At 54.7% G+C, this 18,387-nt stretch carries 19 protein-coding genes; 14 read left to right on the plus strand and 5 right to left on the minus strand.

The window, feature by feature from the left end; all coding sequences use genetic code 11:
- Genes H0S68_RS04350 through nqrM form a run of 7 tightly spaced genes read left to right on the plus strand, consistent with a single transcriptional unit; the run spans position 1 to position 5,757 of the window.
- Complete coding sequence (locus tag H0S68_RS04350) at positions 1-1,242, plus strand: NADH:ubiquinone reductase (Na(+)-transporting) subunit B (protein ID WP_410529183.1); 1,242 nt, start codon at positions 1-3, stop codon at positions 1,240-1,242.
- The gene (locus H0S68_RS04355) at positions 1,232-2,026 is read left to right on the plus strand and encodes a Na(+)-translocating NADH-quinone reductase subunit C (RefSeq protein WP_020825368.1); all 795 of its coding nucleotides are present in this window, start codon (positions 1,232-1,234) and stop codon (positions 2,024-2,026) included. Before H0S68_RS04350 ends, H0S68_RS04355 begins: the two co-directional genes overlap by 11 nt.
- Positions 2,019-2,648 (plus strand): NADH:ubiquinone reductase (Na(+)-transporting) subunit D, encoded by a 630-nt coding sequence (locus H0S68_RS04360; RefSeq protein WP_020825369.1) that lies wholly within the window; start codon positions 2,019-2,021, stop codon positions 2,646-2,648. The genes H0S68_RS04355 and H0S68_RS04360 overlap by 8 nt, the downstream gene beginning before the upstream one ends.
- A 6-nt stretch (positions 2,649-2,654) precedes the next feature.
- Positions 2,655-3,251 carry an NADH:ubiquinone reductase (Na(+)-transporting) subunit E gene (nqrE, locus tag H0S68_RS04365; protein WP_012005400.1) on the plus strand — a complete coding sequence of 199 codons (597 nt, stop codon included), beginning with the start codon at positions 2,655-2,657 and terminating at the stop codon, positions 3,249-3,251.
- 15 nt (positions 3,252-3,266) lie between these two features.
- Positions 3,267-4,490, plus strand: a complete 1,224-nt coding sequence (gene nqrF, locus H0S68_RS04370; RefSeq protein WP_044548498.1) for an NADH:ubiquinone reductase (Na(+)-transporting) subunit F — start codon at positions 3,267-3,269, stop codon at positions 4,488-4,490.
- Positions 4,491-5,522 carry an FAD:protein FMN transferase gene (locus H0S68_RS04375; RefSeq protein WP_187962324.1) on the plus strand — a complete coding sequence of 344 codons (1,032 nt, stop codon included), beginning with the start codon at positions 4,491-4,493 and terminating at the stop codon, positions 5,520-5,522.
- A 7-nt stretch (positions 5,523-5,529) separates the two neighbouring features.
- A complete protein-coding gene (nqrM, locus tag H0S68_RS04380; protein WP_020825372.1) occupies positions 5,530-5,757 on the plus strand; it encodes a (Na+)-NQR maturation NqrM in 228 nt (75 codons plus the stop codon).
- 37 nt (positions 5,758-5,794) lie between these two features.
- Here nqrM and H0S68_RS04385 read toward each other — a convergent pair whose 3' ends face one another.
- On the minus strand, positions 5,795-6,679 hold the full coding sequence (locus H0S68_RS04385; protein ID WP_128864377.1) for a glycerophosphodiester phosphodiesterase family protein: 885 nt from the start codon (positions 6,677-6,679) through the stop codon (positions 5,795-5,797).
- Positions 6,680-6,884: 205 nt separating this feature from the next.
- On the opposite strand from H0S68_RS04385, the gene dinB reads away from it, so the two are divergent.
- On the plus strand, positions 6,885-7,946 hold the full coding sequence (gene dinB / locus H0S68_RS04390) for a DNA polymerase IV (protein WP_046374422.1): 1,062 nt from the start codon (positions 6,885-6,887) through the stop codon (positions 7,944-7,946).
- A 78-nt stretch (positions 7,947-8,024) separates the two neighbouring features.
- Here the strand turns inward: dinB and pepD are convergent, their stop codons facing one another.
- Complete coding sequence (gene pepD / locus H0S68_RS04395) at positions 8,025-9,485, minus strand: beta-Ala-His dipeptidase (RefSeq protein ID WP_020825375.1); 1,461 nt, start codon at positions 9,483-9,485, stop codon at positions 8,025-8,027.
- Between the two features lie 324 nt (positions 9,486-9,809).
- Here pepD and gpt point away from each other — a divergent pair, with 324 nt between their 5' ends.
- From gpt to proA, 5 genes are all read left to right on the plus strand, one after another.
- The gene (gpt, locus tag H0S68_RS04400; RefSeq protein WP_020825376.1) at positions 9,810-10,268 is read left to right on the plus strand and encodes a xanthine phosphoribosyltransferase; all 459 of its coding nucleotides are present in this window, start codon (positions 9,810-9,812) and stop codon (positions 10,266-10,268) included.
- A gap of 144 nt (positions 10,269-10,412) precedes the next feature.
- Entirely contained in the window at positions 10,413-11,660 is a 1,248-nt protein-coding gene (gene frsA, locus H0S68_RS04405; protein ID WP_044548514.1) for an esterase FrsA, read from the plus strand.
- Positions 11,661-11,720: 60 nt separating this feature from the next.
- Positions 11,721-12,122 (plus strand): sigma factor-binding protein Crl, encoded by a 402-nt coding sequence (crl, locus tag H0S68_RS04410; RefSeq protein ID WP_041414255.1) that lies wholly within the window; start codon positions 11,721-11,723, stop codon positions 12,120-12,122.
- A gap of 115 nt (positions 12,123-12,237) precedes the next feature.
- The gene (proB, locus tag H0S68_RS04415) at positions 12,238-13,341 is read left to right on the plus strand and encodes a glutamate 5-kinase (protein WP_020825379.1); all 1,104 of its coding nucleotides are present in this window, start codon (positions 12,238-12,240) and stop codon (positions 13,339-13,341) included.
- Between the two features lie 9 nt (positions 13,342-13,350).
- Entirely contained in the window at positions 13,351-14,604 is a 1,254-nt protein-coding gene (proA, locus tag H0S68_RS04420) for a glutamate-5-semialdehyde dehydrogenase (RefSeq protein WP_165366307.1), read from the plus strand.
- Between the two features lie 186 nt (positions 14,605-14,790).
- Here proA and H0S68_RS04425 read toward each other — a convergent pair whose 3' ends face one another.
- Together H0S68_RS04425 and H0S68_RS04430 are read right to left on the minus strand one after the other, a co-directional pair.
- Entirely contained in the window at positions 14,791-15,636 is an 846-nt protein-coding gene (locus H0S68_RS04425; protein ID WP_261278832.1) for an MBL fold metallo-hydrolase, read from the minus strand.
- A gap of 343 nt (positions 15,637-15,979) precedes the next feature.
- Positions 15,980-16,525: a sugar ABC transporter gene (locus tag H0S68_RS04430; RefSeq protein ID WP_410529184.1), complete on the minus strand. Its 546-nt coding sequence runs from the start codon at positions 16,523-16,525 to the stop codon at positions 15,980-15,982.
- Positions 16,526-16,690: 165 nt separating this feature from the next.
- Here H0S68_RS04430 and H0S68_RS04435 point away from each other — a divergent pair, with 165 nt between their 5' ends.
- Positions 16,691-17,593: a LysR substrate-binding domain-containing protein gene (locus H0S68_RS04435; protein WP_128864381.1), complete on the plus strand. Its 903-nt coding sequence runs from the start codon at positions 16,691-16,693 to the stop codon at positions 17,591-17,593.
- 482 nt (positions 17,594-18,075) lie between these two features.
- Here H0S68_RS04435 and H0S68_RS04440 read toward each other — a convergent pair whose 3' ends face one another.
- Positions 18,076-18,321, minus strand: coding sequence for a helix-turn-helix domain-containing protein (locus H0S68_RS04440; RefSeq protein ID WP_142815827.1), 246 nt, complete (start codon positions 18,319-18,321; stop codon positions 18,076-18,078).
- Positions 18,322-18,387 lie beyond the last annotated feature (66 nt).

Here is an 18,387-nt window from a genome sequence, read left to right on the forward strand (position 1 = left end):
ATGGGCCTGAAGAACTTTTTTGACAAAATCGAGCATCACTTCACTCCGGGCGGCAAGCTGGAAAAGTGGTACCCGCTGTTTGAAGCCACGACGACGGTGTTTTACACCCCGGGTCTGGTGACGCGCGGCGCTTCGCACGTGCGCGACGCCATCGATCTGAAACGTATGATGATCCTGGTATGGCTGGCCGTTTTCCCGGCGATGTTCTGGGGTATGTACAACGTTGGCCAACAGGCCATTCCGGCGCTGCATCACCTCTATAGCGGCGATCAGCTGCAACAGGTATTGGCGGGCGACTGGCACTACCGGCTGGCGCAATGGTTGGGGGCTTCTCTGGCGGCGGACGCCGGCTGGGTCAGCAAAATGGTGCTGGGTGCCTGCTACTTCCTGCCGATATACGCCGTGGTGTTTCTGGTCGGCGGATTTTGGGAAGTGCTGTTCGCTATCATTCGCAAGCACGAGATTAACGAAGGTTTCTTTGTTACCTCGATTCTGTTCGCGCTGATTGTGCCGCCCACGCTGCCGCTGTGGCAGGCCGCGCTGGGGATTACCTTCGGCGTGGTGGTGGCGAAAGAAATTTTCGGCGGCACCGGGCGCAACTTCCTTAACCCGGCATTGGCGGGGCGCGCTTTCCTGTTCTTCGCTTATCCGGCGCAGATTTCCGGTGACCTGGTGTGGACCTCCGCCGACGGTTTCTCCGGCGCAACGCCGCTGGCGCAATGGAGCGCGGGTGGGGCGCACAGTCTGAGCAACGTCGCTACCGGCCAGTCAATCAGCTGGATGGACGCGTTTCTCGGCAACATTCCCGGCTCCGTCGGCGAAGTTTCCACGCTGATGATCCTGCTTGGCGGGGCGATAATTCTGTTCGGCCGTGTGGCATCCTGGCGCATCGTCGCCGGCGTGATGCTGGGCATGATGGCTACTGCCATCCTGTTTAATTCCATCGGTTCTACTACTAACCCGCTGTTCGCCATGCCGTGGTACTGGCACCTGGTGTTAGGTGGTTTCGCCTTCGGCATGATCTTTATGGCCACCGATCCGGTTTCCGCCTCGTTCACCAATAAGGGGAAATGGTGGTACGGCATCCTGATTGGCGTGATGTGCGTGCTGATCCGGGTGGTCAATCCGGCCTATCCGGAAGGCATGATGCTGGCGATCCTGTTCGCCAACCTGTTCGCGCCGCTGTTCGATTATCTGGTGGTGCAGGCCAACATCAAGCGGAGAAAAGCCCGTGGCGAATGAATCTAAAAACGACAGCATCGGTAAAACGCTGCTGGTGGTACTGCTGTTGTGCCTGGTGTGTTCTGTGGTGGTGGCGGGTTCCGCCGTCGGTCTGAAGTCCAAACAGCAGGAACAAAAGCTGCTCGACAAGCAGCGCAATATCCTCGATGTGGCCGGCCTGCTGCAACCGAAAATGGAGGGCGAGCAGGTCAAAACGCTGTTCACCCAACGCATCGAACCCCGGTTGCTGGATTTAAACAGCGGTGAGTTTGTTACCGGCAAGGCAGCGGCGTTCGATCTGGCTGCGGCATTGCGTGATGACAGCAAAAGTGCGGCGTTGCCGGCGGCTGACGATCCGGCGGGCATCAAACGCCGCAGTAACCAGGCGGAAATCTATCTGGTGCGTGACGACAGCGGCGCGGTGAACAAAATTGTGCTGCCGGTTTACGGCACGGGCCTGTGGTCAATGATGTACGCCTTTGTTGCGCTGGATAATGACGGTAACACGGTGAAAGGCATTACTTACTACCAGCAAGGGGAAACCCCGGGCCTGGGCGGTGAGGTTGAGAATGCCAGCTGGCGCCAGCAGTGGGTCGGTAAAAAGCTGTTTGACGATAACGGGCAACCGGCGATCCGCGTAGTGAAAGGCGGGGCGCGTCAGGGAGATGAACACGGGGTGGACGGCTTGTCCGGCGCCACGCTGACCTCCAACGGCGTGCAGCATACTTTTGACTTCTGGTTGGGCGAGCACGGCTTTGGCCCGTTCCTGAAAAAAGTTCGTGAAGGAGCGCTGAAAAATGGCTGATTCCAAAGAGATTAAACGGGTCCTTTTAGGGCCTCTGTTCGACAACAACCCGATCGCCCTGCAGGTGTTGGGCGTCTGCTCCGCGCTGGCGGTGACCACCAAGCTGGAAACGGCGGTGGTGATGACCATCGCGGTGACGCTGGTTACGGCGTTTTCCAGCTTCTTTATTTCGTTGATCCGTCACCATATTCCGAACAGCGTGCGCATTATCGTGCAGATGGCGATTATCGCCTCGCTGGTGATCGTGGTCGATCAGCTGCTGCGCGCCTATGCGTTCGAGATTTCCAAGCAGCTGTCGGTGTTCGTTGGCCTGATCATCACCAACTGTATCGTGATGGGGCGCGCCGAAGCCTATGCCATGAAATCGCCGCCCATCGAGAGTTTCATGGACGGTATCGGCAATGGGCTGGGGTACGGGGTGATCCTGGTGCTGGTTGGCTTCCTGCGTGAGCTGTTCGGTTCCGGCAAGCTGTTCGGCATCCCGGTGCTGGAAACGGTACAGAACGGCGGTTGGTATCAGCCAAACGGTTTGTTCCTGTTGGCACCGAGCGCGTTCTTTATCATCGGCCTGCTGATCTGGGCGCTCCGCACCCTGAAACCAGCGCAGATCGAAAAGGAGTAATGGCCGATGGAACATTATATCAGCCTGTTTGTACGCGCAGTGTTCGTAGAGAACATGGCGTTGGCGTTCTTCCTAGGGATGTGTACCTTCCTGGCGGTATCGAAGAAGGTCTCGACCGCCTTTGGTTTGGGGATTGCGGTTACCCTGGTGCTCGGCATCTCCGTGCCGGTGAACAACCTGGTCTACAACCTGATCCTGCGTGATGGCGCGCTGGTGGAAGGCGTTGATCTGAGCTTCCTCAACTTCATCACCTTTATCGGCGTGATTGCTGCGCTGGTGCAGATTCTGGAGATGATCCTCGATCGCTTCTTCCCATCGCTGTACAACGCACTCGGCATTTTCCTGCCGCTGATCACCGTGAACTGCGCCATCTTCGGCGGTGTGTCCTTCATGGTGCAACGTGACTACAACTTCGCCGAGTCGGTGGTGTACGGCTTCGGTTCCGGCACGGGCTGGATGTTGGCGATAGTCGCGATGGCGGGGATCCGCGAAAAACTCAAGTATGCCAATGTCCCCGCAGGGTTGCGCGGCCTGGGCATTACCTTTATCACCACCGGGCTGATGGCGTTGGGCTTTATGTCCTTCTCCGGTGTTCAGTTGTAAAGGCGGGAAGAATTTATGGAAATTATTTTAGGCGTCGCGATGTTTACCGCCATCGTTATGGTGCTGGTACTGCTGATCTTGTTCGCCAAATCGAAGCTGGTGAACACCGGCGATATTGCGGTGGAAGTGAATGGCGATTTGGACAAAAGCTTTACCGCTCCGGCGGGCGACAAGCTGCTGAATATGCTCTCCAGCCAGGGGATCTTCGTTTCGTCCGCCTGTGGCGGCGGCGGTTCCTGCGGGCAATGTCGGGTGGTGATCAAAGAGGGCGGCGGCGATATCCTGCCGACTGAACTGTCGCATATCAACAAGCGTGAAGCGAAAGAGGGTTGCCGCCTGGCCTGTCAGGTGAACGTGAAGCAAAACCTGAAAATCGAGCTGCCGGAAGAAATCTTTGGCGTGAAGAAGTGGGAGTGCGAAGTTATCTCCAACGATAACAAAGCCACCTTTATCAAAGAGCTGAAGCTGAAAATTCCTGACGGTGAAGACGTGCCGTTCCGTGCCGGTGGTTTTATTCAGATCGAGGCGCCGGCGCACGACATCAGCTATGCCGATTTCGATGTGCCGGAGGAGTACCGCGGCGACTGGGACAAATTCAACCTGTTCCGCTATCGCTCAGTAGTGAATGACACCACGGTGCGCGCCTATTCCATGGCGAACTATCCGGATGAAAAGGGCATTATCATGCTCAACGTGCGTATCGCTACGCCACCGCCGCGCGATCCTGACGTGCCGCCGGGCATTATGTCTTCCTATATCTGGTCGCTGAAGGCCGGTGACAAGGTGACCATCTCCGGGCCATTCGGCGAGTTCTTTGCCAAGGATACCGACGCCGAAATGATCTTTATCGGCGGTGGTGCCGGCATGGCACCGATGCGTTCACACATATTTGACCAGCTCAATCGCCTGAAGTCCAAGCGCAAAATCACCTTCTGGTACGGCGCGCGTTCGCTGCGTGAGATGTTCTACGAGGACGATTTCAATCGGTTGCAGGAAGAGAATGAAAACTTTACCTGGCACGTGGCGCTTTCCGATCCGCAGCCAGAGGATAACTGGACGGGTTACACCGGCTTTATCCATAATGTTCTGTTGGAAAACTATCTGCGCAACCACCCGGCGCCGGAAGACTGCGAATTCTACATGTGCGGTCCGCCAATGATGAACGCCGCGGTGATCAAGATGCTGAAAGATCTGGGCGTCGAAGACGAAAATATCATGCTGGATGACTTTGGTGGCTAAATGCGCGTAGGGGCAATGAAGGGCTGGATGACGACGGTGGTGCTGAGCGCCACCCTGTTATTGACCGGTTGCGGGCCGGAGCAGGTGAATCTCGAGGGTAAAACCATGGGGACCTCCTATTCGATCCGCTACGTCACCGGCGACGACACGCCGTCCGCCGCCAAGATACAGGCGGAGATCGACAAACGGTTGGAGTTGGTGAACGACCAAATGTCCACCTATCGTCCTGGCTCGGAACTGAGCCGCTTCAACGCCAGTCGCGCAGTGGATAAACCCTTCCCGGTGTCGGCCGCGACGGCAGAAGTGGTGCTGGAGGCGCTGCGTATCAACCGCGTTACCGACGGCGCGCTGGACGTGACCGTCGGGCCGTTGGTTAACCTGTGGGGCTTCGGGCCGGAAGGGCGGCCGGACAAGGTGCCGAGCGCCGCCGCACTGGAGCAGCGCCGCGCCTGGACTGGCATCGACAAGCTGTCGGTACAGGGTAACGCGTTGGTCAAACGCATTCCGGAGCTGTATGTCGATCTTTCCTCGATCGCCAAGGGCTACGGGGTGGATGTGATTGCCCAGTACCTGCAGTCGCAGCAGGTGAAAAATTACATGGTCGATATTGGCGGTGAGGTGCGCACTCGCGGCCACAACGGTGAGAATAAACCGTGGCGTATCGCCATTGAGCGGCCGACCGCCGGCATGGAGCAGAAAGCGCAATTGGTGATCCAACCCGGTGAGATGTCGATAGCTACCTCGGGGGATTACCGTAACTATTTCGAACAGGATGGCGTGCGGTATTCGCATACTATAGATCCGATCACCGGCCGGCCGATCCATCACCACCTGGTGTCGGTCACGGTGTTGAGCCCAACCTGCATGGCGGCAGACGGTTTGTCGACCGGATTAAACGTACTGGGGCCGGAACGCGGCATGGCATTGGCGAACCTGATGGGGATCCCGGTGTTCATGATTGTGAAAACTGCCACCGGTTTTGAAGAGCGCTACTCTGAGGCGTTTAAACCCTATTTGAACAAGCACTCGTGAGGTCGCTATGTTGACGGTATTTGTCGCCACCTTCGTGTTGTTTCTGCTGATTGTCGGCGGTATGTCCCTGGGCTACGTGTTTAAACGTAAAAGCCTGCAGGGCAGCTGCGGCGGCATTACGGCGCTGGGGATGGATAAGGTTTGCGACTGTCCGGAACCTTGCGATGCGCGTAAAAAACGCCTGGAGAAAGAGGCGTTGCGCCAGCAGCAGCTGGAAAAGCACCGGATTATCTGACTACAAGGGGCGCATGCGGCGCCCCTTTTTTTATCGGTTATTTGGCCTGGCGAAAGTTTTTCGCATCGGCCGGTGAGTTGACCATCACCCCGTCTACCCCAAGCGCCAGCGCCTGCTGGTAGTCTGCCGGGGTGTTAATACCAAACAGAATGATGTGCGCTGGGCCTTGCGAACGGAAGCAGTCGATCGATTCTTTATCCCAGGTCAGAAACGCCTTGGAGCGCCCCTCGCCCAGGGTAAATTTCTCCACCACTTCCACTTCCCGTTTCAGTTCCAGTCCGTACCAGCGTGGCTTCTGGTTATCCGGCTTCAGTTCGCACAGGTGCGACAGGCTGATATTCGCCAGCAGGTCGCGGGTTTCATCGCGGGTTTCGAAACGCTTGATAGCCGGCGGTAGCGCCTGCAAATATTTGGCATCGGTGGAGTAAACGCGGGTGCGGTTCAGGCTGTCGGTTTTTTCCAGGGTTGCCAGCAAGGTTTTACCGAACTGGGCCGGATTGGCATCCGGTGACTTGATGTCCAGATAGAAATTGACCTTGGGGAAGTCGTTGAGTATTTCATCCAGCCGAGGAATGCCAATGCCTTTCCCCCGGAACGGGTGCATTTCCCCTTTGGCGAATGACCAGCCGGCGTCAACTTTCGCCAGTTGTTCGGCGGTGTAAGCGGAGACCAGGCCCTGTTGGTTGGTCAGCGCTTTCAGGTCTGAGGGACGGTATAGCACGATAACGCCGTCTTTGGATTCCTGCAGCGTGATCCAAATGGCGTCCGCGCCGTTTTTCAGTGCGGTTTCAATTGCGACGCGAGTGTTTTCAGGTGCGTCGGCAGTGCCACCGCGGTGCGCAATAATGGCAGGGGCTGCGCTCGCGGCAAGGGATATCAGGGATAATGCTGAAGCGAATAAATAGACCGATAATGCTTTCATGTAGGGCACCTTCCTGTGCAAGGTTTATTGTTATCAATAACTGAGGCGATTAATTTGCCACAGCGTACTATTCAAAAATTACGCTTTTTTAACAAGTCGAAGATAATTGGGTGAAACCCTGTTTTATCCGAGCTGATCCGAGTTTTGCCGAGGCTTGAGCTTTCCATCATTGGCTGTATACTTATACAGTGTTATTGGAGGGGCGATGCGTAAAATCATTCATGTCGATATGGACTGCTTCTTCGCGGCGGTAGAAATGCGCGACGATCCCAGCCTGCGCGATATTCCGTTGGCGATTGGCGGCAGCGCCGACCGGCGTGGGGTGATCAGCACCGCCAACTATCCTGCACGTCGCTATGGCGTACACAGTGCCATGTCGACGGCGATGGCGCTCAAGCTTTGCCCGCACCTTAAGCTGCTGCCCGGCCGCATGGCGGCGTACAAGGAAGCCTCGCTGCATATCCGTGAAATTTTTGCCCGCTACACCCCGTTGATCGAACCGCTGTCTCTGGATGAAGCCTATCTGGACGTCACTGACTGCAGCCAGTGCAACGGCTCGGCGACGTTGATCGCCGAACAAATCCGCCAGGCGATAGCCGATGAACTGAACCTCACCGCGTCTGCCGGTGTCGCGCCCATCAAATTCCTCGCCAAAATCGCCTCGGAGCTGAATAAGCCGAATGGCCAATACGTCATTACCCCGGCGCAGGTACCCGCATTTTTACAGCAACTGCCGTTGAGTAAAATCCCGGGCGTGGGAAAAGTGACCGCCAAACGGTTGGAAGAAGTGGGGTTGATCACCTGCGCCGACGTGCAGCAGTACGATCTTGCGGCGTTGTTAAAGCGCTTTGGCAAATTTGGCCGCGTACTTTGGGAACGCTGTCAGGGCATCGATCTGCGTGAGGTTTCGCCAGAGCGGCTGCGCAAGTCGGTGGGGGTAGAACGCACGCTGGCGGAGGACATTCATGCCTGGGAAGAGTGCGAAGCGCTGATCGTCGACAAACTGTATCCGGAACTGGAAATGCGCTTGCGCAAGGTAAAACCGGATCTGCATATCGCCCGGCAAGGCGTAAAGCTGAAGTTTCAGGATTTCCAGCAAACAACCCAGGAACACGTTTGGCCAGTACTGAATAAAGACGATTTGATCAATGTAGCGCGTCAGGCATGGAGCGAAAGACGTGAAGGGCGTGGGGTGCGGCTGGTAGGTTTGCACGTGACGCTGCTGGATCCGCAGCTTGAGCGCCAGCTGTTGCTGCCGTGGGAATAACAAGGGCGCAATGCAATATTGCGCCCTTGCTTGCACAGCCCGGTATTTTTTAGGGTTCAGTACACCGAACCCGGCAAATTACGCGCGCTCTGGGATAGCCTTCAGCAGTGCCGTCAGCAGTTTCCAGTACAGGCCCACGCTTTCGATATGCACCTGCTCATCCGGCGAGTGTGGCCCGGTGATGGTCGGCCCAATCGACACCATATCCATATTCGGGTACGGCTTTTTAAACAGGCCACATTCCAGCCCGGCGTGGATCACCATGATGTTCGGCGTCTTGTTGAACAGATCCTGATAGATCTCGCGTACCAAATGCATGACCGGTGAGTCAGCGTCCGGTTGCCAGCCAGGGTAGCCGCCTTTCGGGGCCACTTTGGCGTTGGCCAACTGGCCCAGCGCGGTCAGCATGCCGACCACGTAATCTTTACCGCTGTCGATCAACGAACGGATCAGGCAGATGATTTCTGCTTCGCTGTCGCTGGTGGTCACTACGCCCACGTTCAGTGAGGTTTCCACCACGCCTTTCACCGCGTCGCTCATGCGGATCACACCGTTTGGCGTGCCGTTGAGCAGTGCCAGGAAACGCTGTTGGCTGTCTGCGGTCATGGCCTGAGACGTGCTGGTGGTTGGCTCCAGCAGAACGGTGATGTTCTTCTCTTTAGCGGACAGCTCATTTTGCAGGGTGGCCAGGAACGCCTGGCTCAGTGCTTTGAGCTCATCGGCCTTAGCTGCCGGTACGGCAACCACGGCAGAAGCTTCACGCGGGATGGCGTTGCGCAGGGTGCCGCCGTTCAGGTCCAGCACGCGCAGATTCAACGCCGCGGCATTATCGAACAGGAAGCGCGCCAGCAGTTTGTTGGCGTTGCCCAGGCCGACGTGAATATCCGCGCCGGAGTGGCCGCCTTTCAGGCCCTTGATCGTCAGCTTCAGGGTCTGGTAACCGGCCGGTACGGCTTCACGCTGCAGCGGCAGGGTGGTGATGAAATCAATACCGCCGGCGCAACCCATGTAGATCTCGCCTTCTTCTTCGGAATCGGTGTTGATCAGGATATCGGCCTGCAGCCAGTTAGCCTGCAGCCCGAACGCACCGTCCATGCCGGCTTCTTCGGTCATGGTCAGCAGCACTTCCAGCGGACCGTGCTCGACGCTGTCGTCTGCCAGCACAGCCAGCGCGGAGGCCATGCCGATGCCGTTGTCGGCGCCCAGCGTGGTGCCGCGCGCTTTGATCCACTCACCGTCGATATACGGCTGAATCGGATCCTTGGTGAAGTCGTGCACGGTGTCGTTATTCTTCTGCGGCACCATGTCCAGGTGCGCCTGCAGGGCAACCGGCTTGCGGTTTTCCATGCCTTTGGTGGCCGGCTTGCGCAGCAGGATATTGCCTACCTGGTCACGCTCGGCGTGCAGGTTTTTCTCTTTGGCCCATTCGAGGATGTGCTGCGCCAGCGCTTCTTCATGATAAGAAGGGTGTGGAATAGAGCAGATTTTGGCAAAAATATCCCACAGCGGCTGTGGCGAAAGTTGAGACAATTCAGACACAATAAGTCTCCTGTAACGGCATTCACGGCATAGCGGGAATACCGCTCGGTTAGGGTTAGGGGCATCTGTGCGGTTTTGGCACGATCTCCAGAGAATATCACTTTCTACCGGGCGGTGCCCGTCCCGAATTGTGCTGTTTAAGCGCTTGATCACACTAGTTTGCTGCGCTGCAGTTCATTTTTTCAGCATCAATCACCAGAGGAAATACTTATGATTTCCACGGTACAACTGGTATTCGGCGCGCCCAATCTCTATAATCTCGCGCAACCTTTTTTCCCCTGATTACTGAATAAGCCACACCCTGGCTGGCTGGGACACCATTCTATGAGCGAAAAATACGTTGTTACCTGGGACATGCTGCAAATGCAAGCGCGCAAACTGGCTCACCGCCTGCTGCCTGCTGACCAATGGAAGGGCATTATCGCCGTAAGCCGCGGCGGTCTGGTACCGGCTTCTCTGCTGGCGCGAGAGCTAAGCATTCGTTATGTGGATACCGTATGCATTTCCAGCTATGACCATGACAACCAACGCGAAATGAAAGTGCTCAAGCGCGCTGAAGGCGACGGTGAAGGCTTTATCGTCATCGACGATCTGGTGGATACCGGTGGTACTGCAAAAGCGATCCGCGAGATGTACCCGAAAGCGCATTTCGTCACCATCTTCGCCAAGCCGGCAGGTCGCCCGCTGGTTGACGATTATGTGGTTGATATCCCACAGGATACCTGGATCGAACAGCCATGGGACATGGCGGTGACCTTCGTACCACCGATCGGCGGTCGTTAAGTTCGACAGGCTGTTCCATTAAAACGCCCGGTTTCGCCGGGCGTTTTCGTTATTTTGGTTTATCGCCCCAGAGTTAGGTACACTACCTCCAGTTGATTAGGCTGTTTGCGGCCTATAGCCAGATTTACGGAGGCTGTTGTTACCATGGCACAAGCCAACCTTTCTGAAATTCTGTTCAAACCCTCATTTAAACATCCTGAGACCTCGACGCTGGTGATGCGCGCGCGCAACAAAGTCAGCGCCGATTTGCATTCCACGCTGGAAGGCAACACCGTCAGCAACTGGTATCGCATGCTTAACCCGCTGTTGTGGGCCTGGCGCGGCGTTGATCCGATCGAAATCAACGAAGTGCTGGCGCGCATCGCAGTCGCCGATGTGGAGCACACCAACGACAAATGGCTGGATACCGTGGTCGGTTACCGTAACGGCAACTGGATTTACGAATGGGTTCACCAAGGCATGCGCTGGCAACAAAGCGCGTTGGAACAGCAGGATCCTTTGATCGGCGGTCAGCACTGGCTCAACGCCGCCAATTTTTACAGCATCGCCGGCTACCCGCACCTGAAAGGGGACGAACTGGCCGAGCAGGCCGAAGCGCTCTCCTGTCGGGCTTACGAAGAAGCCGCGCTGTTGCTGCCTTATCAGTTGAAAGAGCTGGAGTTCCGCATTGAGGGCGGCAGCAGCATCAATGGTTTCCTGCACCTGCCGGAAAAGGGCGAGGCCCCGTTCCCGACGGTGTTGATGTGCGGCAGCCTGGACACGCTGCAAACTGACTACCACCGCCTGTTCCGCGATTATCTGGCACCGCACGGCATCGCCATGCTGACCATCGATATGCCTTCCATCGGCTCTTCATACAAGTGGAAGCTGACGCAAGATTCCAGCTTCCTGCATCAGCAGGTGCTGATCCAACTGGCCTCGGTGCCGTGGGTCGATCATCAGCGCGTCACCGCGTTTGGCTTCCGTTTTGGTGCCAACGTGGCGGTACGTCTGGCCTATCTGGAGCCACAGCGGCTGCGGGGCGTGGCTTGTCTGGGGCCGGTGGTGCATCGCCTGCTGTGCGACAGCAAAACGCAACAGCATGTGCCGGACATGTACATGGATGTGCTGGCCAGCCGGATGGGGATGGCCAACGCGTCGGATAACGTGCTGAAGGTGGAACTGAACAGCTATTCGCTGAAAACCCAAGGGCTGTTGGGCCGCCGTTGCCCGACGCCAATGCTGGCCGGTTACTGGGATCAGGATCCGCTCAGCCCGAAAGAAGAAGCGCAGCTGATCGCATCATCCTCGCTGGACGGCAAACTGATCGCCATACCGCGCGCCCCTGTCTACAGCAGTTTCCACAAGGCGTTGCTGCAAATGACCCACTGGATGAAAGATAAAATGCGTTAATTAGTTGCTAAATTTTAACAGTTTGTTAAAAAGAGTGGTCTACATTGAGGAGGTTAAAGAATGACGTTACCGAGTGGTCACCCTAAAAGCCGACTAATGAAACGTTTCGCCAGCTTGGGGCCGTACCTGCGTGAAGGGCAGTGTGAGAACGACCGTTTTTTCTTTGATTGTTTAGCCGTGTGCGTCAATGTTAAGCCCGCTCCAGAGAAGCGCGAGTTCTGGGGTTGGTGGATCGAACTGCATGCCGAAGATACGCGTTTCACCTACGCCTATCAGTTTGGCCTGTTTGATAAAGATGGGCACTGGACGCCGGAAAAGATTAAAGATGCTGAAGTGAAAACCAAGTTGGAAACCACCCTGCGTGATTTCCACCGTCGTCTGGGCGAGCTGCTGACCACCATGGAACTGACGCTTGAACCGGCCGAGAATTTCAAAGAGAAACTGATTAAACTTTCCGCCTGACCCCGTTAGACCACAAGTATTCTGCTGATTTCGCGTTGTGCCTGTTGGCATAACGCGTCTCTCCTGCTACAAAGTCCTTTGCACTCTTATTCTCATCATACACGGCAGAAATACTATGAACGGCAGCCAGACACTGGTTGTGAAATTGGGCACCAGCGTGTTGACCGGCGGATCGCTGCGTCTTAACCGTGCTCACATTGTCGAACTGGTACGCCAGTGCGCACAACAGCATGCAGCGGGTCACCGCATCGTTATCGTCACCTCCGGCGCGATTGCCGCCGGGCGCGAACATTTGGGTTACCCCGAACTCCCCGCCACCATCGCCTCCAAGCAGCTGCTGGCGGCGGTCGGGCAGAGCCGGCTGATCCAACTGTGGGAGCAACTGTTTTCCATTTACGGCATCCACGTCGGGCAGATGTTGCTGACGCGCGCCGATCTGGAAGACCGTGAACGCTTCCTCAACGCGCGTGACACCATGACCGCGCTGCTGGACAACCGTATCGTGCCGGTAATCAATGAGAACGACGCGGTAGCGACCGCAGAAATCAAGGTGGGCGACAACGACAACCTGTCGGCGCTGGCGGCGATCCTGGCCGGGGCCGACAAATTGCTGTTGCTGACCGATCAGCAAGGCTTGTACACCGCCGATCCACGTAATAACCCGCAGGCGGAACTGATCCGTGAAGTGCACGGCATCGACGATGCGCTGCGTGCCATCGCTGGCGACAGCGTTTCCGGCCTGGGCACCGGCGGCATGGGCACCAAGTTGCAAGCTGCCGACGTGGCTTGTCGCGCCGGCATCGACGTGATCATTGCCGCTGGCAGCAAGCCGGGCGTGGTGGCGGACGTTATTGAAGGTAAACCGGTGGGCACGCGTTTCCACGCGCTGGAAACCCCGTTGGAAAACCGCAAACGCTGGATCTTTGGCGCACCGCCGGCCGGTGAGATCACCGTCGACGACGGCGCGGTCGATGCGATTATGGCGCGCGGCAGTTCGCTGCTGCCGAAGGGCATTCGCGAAGTGAAAGGTGATTTCTCCCGCGGTGAAGTGATCCGCATCCGCAATCTGGCGGGGCGCGATTTGGCCCACGGCGTCAGCCGCTATAACAGCGACGCGATGCGCATGATTGCCGGTCATCACTCGCAGGAAATCAGCGAAATTCTCGGTTATGAATACGGCCCGGTGGCAGTGCACCGCGACGATATGATAGTCAGTTAAGGAGTGAGCATGCTAGAGCAAATGGGGAAAGCCGCCAAACAGGCTTCCTGGCAACTGGCGGTGCTGAGCACGGCGAAGAAAAACCAGGTGTTGTCGGTCATCGCCGACCGGTTGGAAGCCGAAAGCGAAGTGATTTTGCAGGCTAACGAGCAGGATATGACGCAGGCACGCGCCAGCGGGATGAGCGAAGCGCTGCTCGATCGTCTGTTATTGACCCCGGCGCGACTGGCGGCGATCGCCAACGATGTGCGCCAGGTGTGTCGTTTAAACGACCCGGTCGGCCACGTGTTGGACGGTAGCCTGCTGGACAGCGGGCTGAAACTGGAACGCCGTCGCGTGCCGTTGGGCGTGATTGGCGTGATTTATGAAGCACGGCCAAACGTCACCATCGACGTTGCCAGCCTGTGCCTGAAAACCGGCAACGCGGTGATCCTGCGTGGCGGTAAAGAAACCCACCATACCAATCAGGCGACGGTGAAAGTGATCCAGCAGGCGCTGGAACAGTGCGGCCTACCGGCGGCGGCGGTACAGGCTATCGACAGCCCGGATCGCGCGTTGGTGAATGAACTGCTGCGCCTGGATCGCTACGTCGATATGCTGATCCCTCGCGGTGGCGCGGGGCTGCACAAGCTGTGTCGTGAACAGTCGACCATCCCGGTGATCACTGGCGGTATCGGCGTTTGCCACACCTACGTTGATGACAGCGTTGATTTCGACAAGGCGCTGACGGTGATAGAGAACGCCAAAATTCAGCGCCCAAGCGCCTGTAACTCGCTGGAAACGCTGCTGGTGAACCGCAGCATCGCCGCAGAGTTCCTGCCGGCGCTGAGTGCCAGAATGGCGGCGGTGGGGGTTACCCTGCACGCGGCGGAGAATGCCATGCCGCTGCTGCAAGACGGCCCGGCAACGGTGGTGGCGGTGGCGGCAGAAGATTATGACGACGAATGGCTGTCGTTGGATCTGAACGTGGCGCTGGTGGACGATATCGATCAGGCCATCGACCATATCCGTACCCACGGCACCAGCCACTCCGACGCGATCCTCACCCGTTCACTGAGCAGCGCCGAGCACTTTGTGCGTGCGGTGGACTCCAGCGCGGTGTATGTGAATGCCAGCACCCGCTTCACCGACGGCGGCCAGTTCGGTCTGGGTGCAGAAGTGGCGGTCAGCACGCAGAAACTGCATGCCCGCGGTCCAATGGGCCTGGACGCTCTGACCACCTACAAGTGGATCGGCTACGGCGACGATTTGGTTCGCAGTTAACGTTTAGTACGGCGTTGAGATTTCATGTAGGGGCGCAGCATGCTGCGCCCTTTTTGTATGCTGGGTCATACCGGAACTGGCATTGTTGCAGGCCCAAAGAAACCTACTCTGACAGTCGGCTCTGTGCCAGGAGTGGACGTTGCTGATTTCAGTTTGTACTAATTTAAGAAGCCTATTCAGGCATATTCATTCATTTTCAGCGTAGGAAATACTATATCTATCGCCAGTACTTAGAACGTTAGCAAACGCAGCGCGACTCAGATGCATACCTGCAACGAGTAGCTTTTCACTGACGGCTTGCTCAAGAACTTTTTTTCGTGTTTCTTCGGCCTGAGCGGGATCGAAGTCAAACACAACGGAAACGTTCGGTTGCATTGACTGAATATGGGGATAATGAACAATATCTCCCCATATTAATAAGCATTTATTACCAGAATCAATGCGGAACCCTGTATGTCCAGGTGTGTGGCCCGGTAACCATACCGGAAGAATATTCCCTGCTATTTTGCTTTCGTTAAAAAATCGTACGCTCTGCGCATAAGCATTTAATGTCTTGCGGACTAGCCTAAAATTACTTTGCCCGCGTGCATTTGCTGTTTTTAATTTTTTATCATCCCACCAGTGTTCCGCTTCGAGAGGATGCAGAATAACTTCAGCATTTTTATAGACGGTTTTTTCTTCAGCATCAAGTAGACCCCCAATATGGTCAGGATGGCAGTGGGTCAATAAGACAGTATCCACGTCGTCTGTGCTAACGCCTGTTGCCTCAAGGTTTGCTTTGAGCTGTCCTCCTGTGCTGCTCAACGATCCTGTGCCCGTATCAACCAGAATAGTCCTTCCCCTCCCACGGATAAGATAGCAGTTAATATGGATATCACCGGGCTCAGAGATTCCGGCATTGTACTGGATGACCCGGGCATCGACGTTTTCAATGCCTGACAACAAATCCAGACTAGCTGAAATGATGCCATCACTCAAAGCTGTTACCTGAAAATCACCGATCTGTCGAAAAGGGAAAACTGGATGGTTCATAAATACCTCAGGGTTAGTTTTGGGGGAATGTTTTCGGTGCAAGCGTTCCAAAATAGCGAAAGCGCGCTATCAGTCCCGAAATTTGTTGAATGATAAAATCCAGTTGGTGCATAAAATTCTCCATCACTTCTTGCGTACGAAATTTTGCTAGGCGATAAAAAATTTTGGCATATACCGATTACTCACCCCGTCTTTACGTTGATAAAGACGGTATGAACATTCTTTTAATTCTGAGCCGAGAATCTCACAGTAGAGAGCGTTGCAGTTATAGATAAAATCGTAAAGGTCATTAAATCAGTCAGACTGATTTTCAGAAATATAAAAAGTCAGATTAGGCATGATGTTATGGTTTAATTTTTTTGCGAATCTTAACTGAGTTTTGCAACTGCGATGTAATAGGCCGGTAGAGATACACTCCATGAGCATCTGTGAATAGCGAGGCAGTTTCACGAGGTAAAATATATGCAAAACGGCGTTTGGGGGATTTATCCAGCCCTACCGCCTGCATTTCCAATGCTCGGCTTCCGAGTTCTGATTCTAAATAGCTTATTGACCGGGAACTAAATAGCAGGATTTCCTCTGTGGAAATGGCCGGAGCCGGGTCTTCACATGTATAGAGGTTACGGTGCCAGTCAGTTATGCAGGCCTGCCACCGGGAGAAATTGCCACCCCCTTTCAAACGGTAATCTTCACTGCAGAGAACATTCGCATTTTTAATGGTATGAATAGCGAGATAAGCAGGGCATCCGGGGTTCAAAGCACGGAAACGTTGAGAAGTCGAGAATCCGTTAACAGAGATCAACGCGGGCAGTTTTTTCCGACTGTAAAACGCATTCCATTCAGCCTCGCTTTGAGGATCGTTGTACGAGCATTCCACGATATAGAACATCAACTTATCTCCACATGAATAATCGCAGGGAACAAATAAACCTGCTTAATGACTATTTATCATGCTACGTGCTGATTTTACGATTTTAAATCGATAATATGTCATTGGTTAGTGACATTAACTCAATTAATGTACGTTTTGTGTACTAAGTAAGGAGCGCTAACTATGCGCAAAAAAATCCCCAGCAGCACTTCTTTGCAGGCGTTTGATGCTGCCGCAAGACACGGTAATTTTGCCAGGGCCGCAGAGGAACTGTCTCTGACGGAAGGAGCCATTAGCCGTCAGATTGCGCGTCTTGAATCTTTGCTGAACTGTCGATTGTTTGACCGTATGGGAAGTCGCGTGAAGATTAATCCTGTAGGTGCACGCTATGCACATCACATCCGTGAAACGCTTGAACGACTTGAAAGAGATACTCAATACATAATGGGAATGCCTGAGGGAGGCAAGAACCTGGATATTGCCGTACTGCCGACCTTTTCCAGTCGATGGCTTATCCCTCGTTTAAGTGGATTTAAAGCCTTATACCCAAACATAACATTAAATATTGCGATCAGAACCAATCCTTTCATCTTATCTGAGAGTGGCTTTGACGCCGTAGTTCACTTTGAACACCCAGCATGGGCAGGCATGCACTTGCAATTTCTGTTTCAGGAAAAACTGGTACCCGTATGTCATTCGGCACTTTTAACAAATCAGGATATAAATGAGCAGTTAAATAAACTTCCGCGAATTCACCGCCGACAGAATCCGGATGCATGGCACCAGTATGCCCGGGAAAGCGGTTTAATCCTTGATAACCCGGCCCAGGGAGATCGGTATGACCTTCACGAAATGGCAATAGCAGCTGTCATGGCAGGGCAAGGAGTAGCACTGATACCGCGTATGTATGTCGAAAATGAATTGAAAAGTGGAGTGCTTGTTTCGCCCTGGCCTGCATCAGACAATCTGAGCAAAAACTTCTGTTTAGTAAAGCCGATAGAAACCGGAATAAATGCAGCGGCATTAGAGAATTTTGAGCATTGGCTACTTGCTGAGACAAATGCTTTTGCGAGAACCTTCATTTGAACACGTTAACTCAAGAAGATGATATTACGGAATTACGTCTGTTCCTCGTTCATAGCGGCCCAATATTAAAGGTTTTCCATATAATAGAACGCTTTCATCAGTTCTTCTTCGGTTTGTGGTGATACCAAACTTGCCCCAGAATCTTCCTCAACTTTTATCAAAAGCTCACTGCGGGTAATTCCTAACCTGTTTGCCACATGGTTAGCACAACTTCGTGCGTGAGAAGCTCTGTGTGCCAAGGGCCTTGCCGTATCCAAAACTCTTGTCCTCGATGATGAATGAGACATTAGTTCCTCCTTAAACAGATACACTTGGATAACTCGTTCTTCGCTGCCAAAGCTTTCTGGGTGGGCGTTCAACTATAAGGCAGGGAATGCACCGGACCGGTGACACTCTTCAATAGCTATGGAGTGCCTAATTTGCTCATCGCGCCCGGATATGTACTGATAAGCGCATTCGTAATGCGAAGGTCGTAGGTTCGATCACAAAGAATGAAATCGCCTGCCAATCCGCTCAATAACCGCTCCAGCATCCACCCCAAGCAGCCGGGCAATAACAGCAAACTCCACCACATCCAGCTTGCGCTCGCCGTTTTCAACCTTGGCGATAAACGACTGCGGGCGTCCCAGCGCTTCGGCCAGTTTGGCCTGAGTGATGCCTTTTTCTATACGAGAATCCCGAAGTGTTTTTATAACTAATTGATATTCTGTTGAATAAACTGAAGTCATAGCGTTTTCCGCGAGTGATATCCCAAAATCGAATATCTGCCATTGCTGTGATTATCCCAAAGTAGG

The sequence above is a fragment of the Serratia sp. AXJ-M genome (assembly GCF_046531865.1).
GTDB lineage: Bacteria > Pseudomonadota > Gammaproteobacteria > Enterobacterales > Enterobacteriaceae > Serratia > Serratia liquefaciens.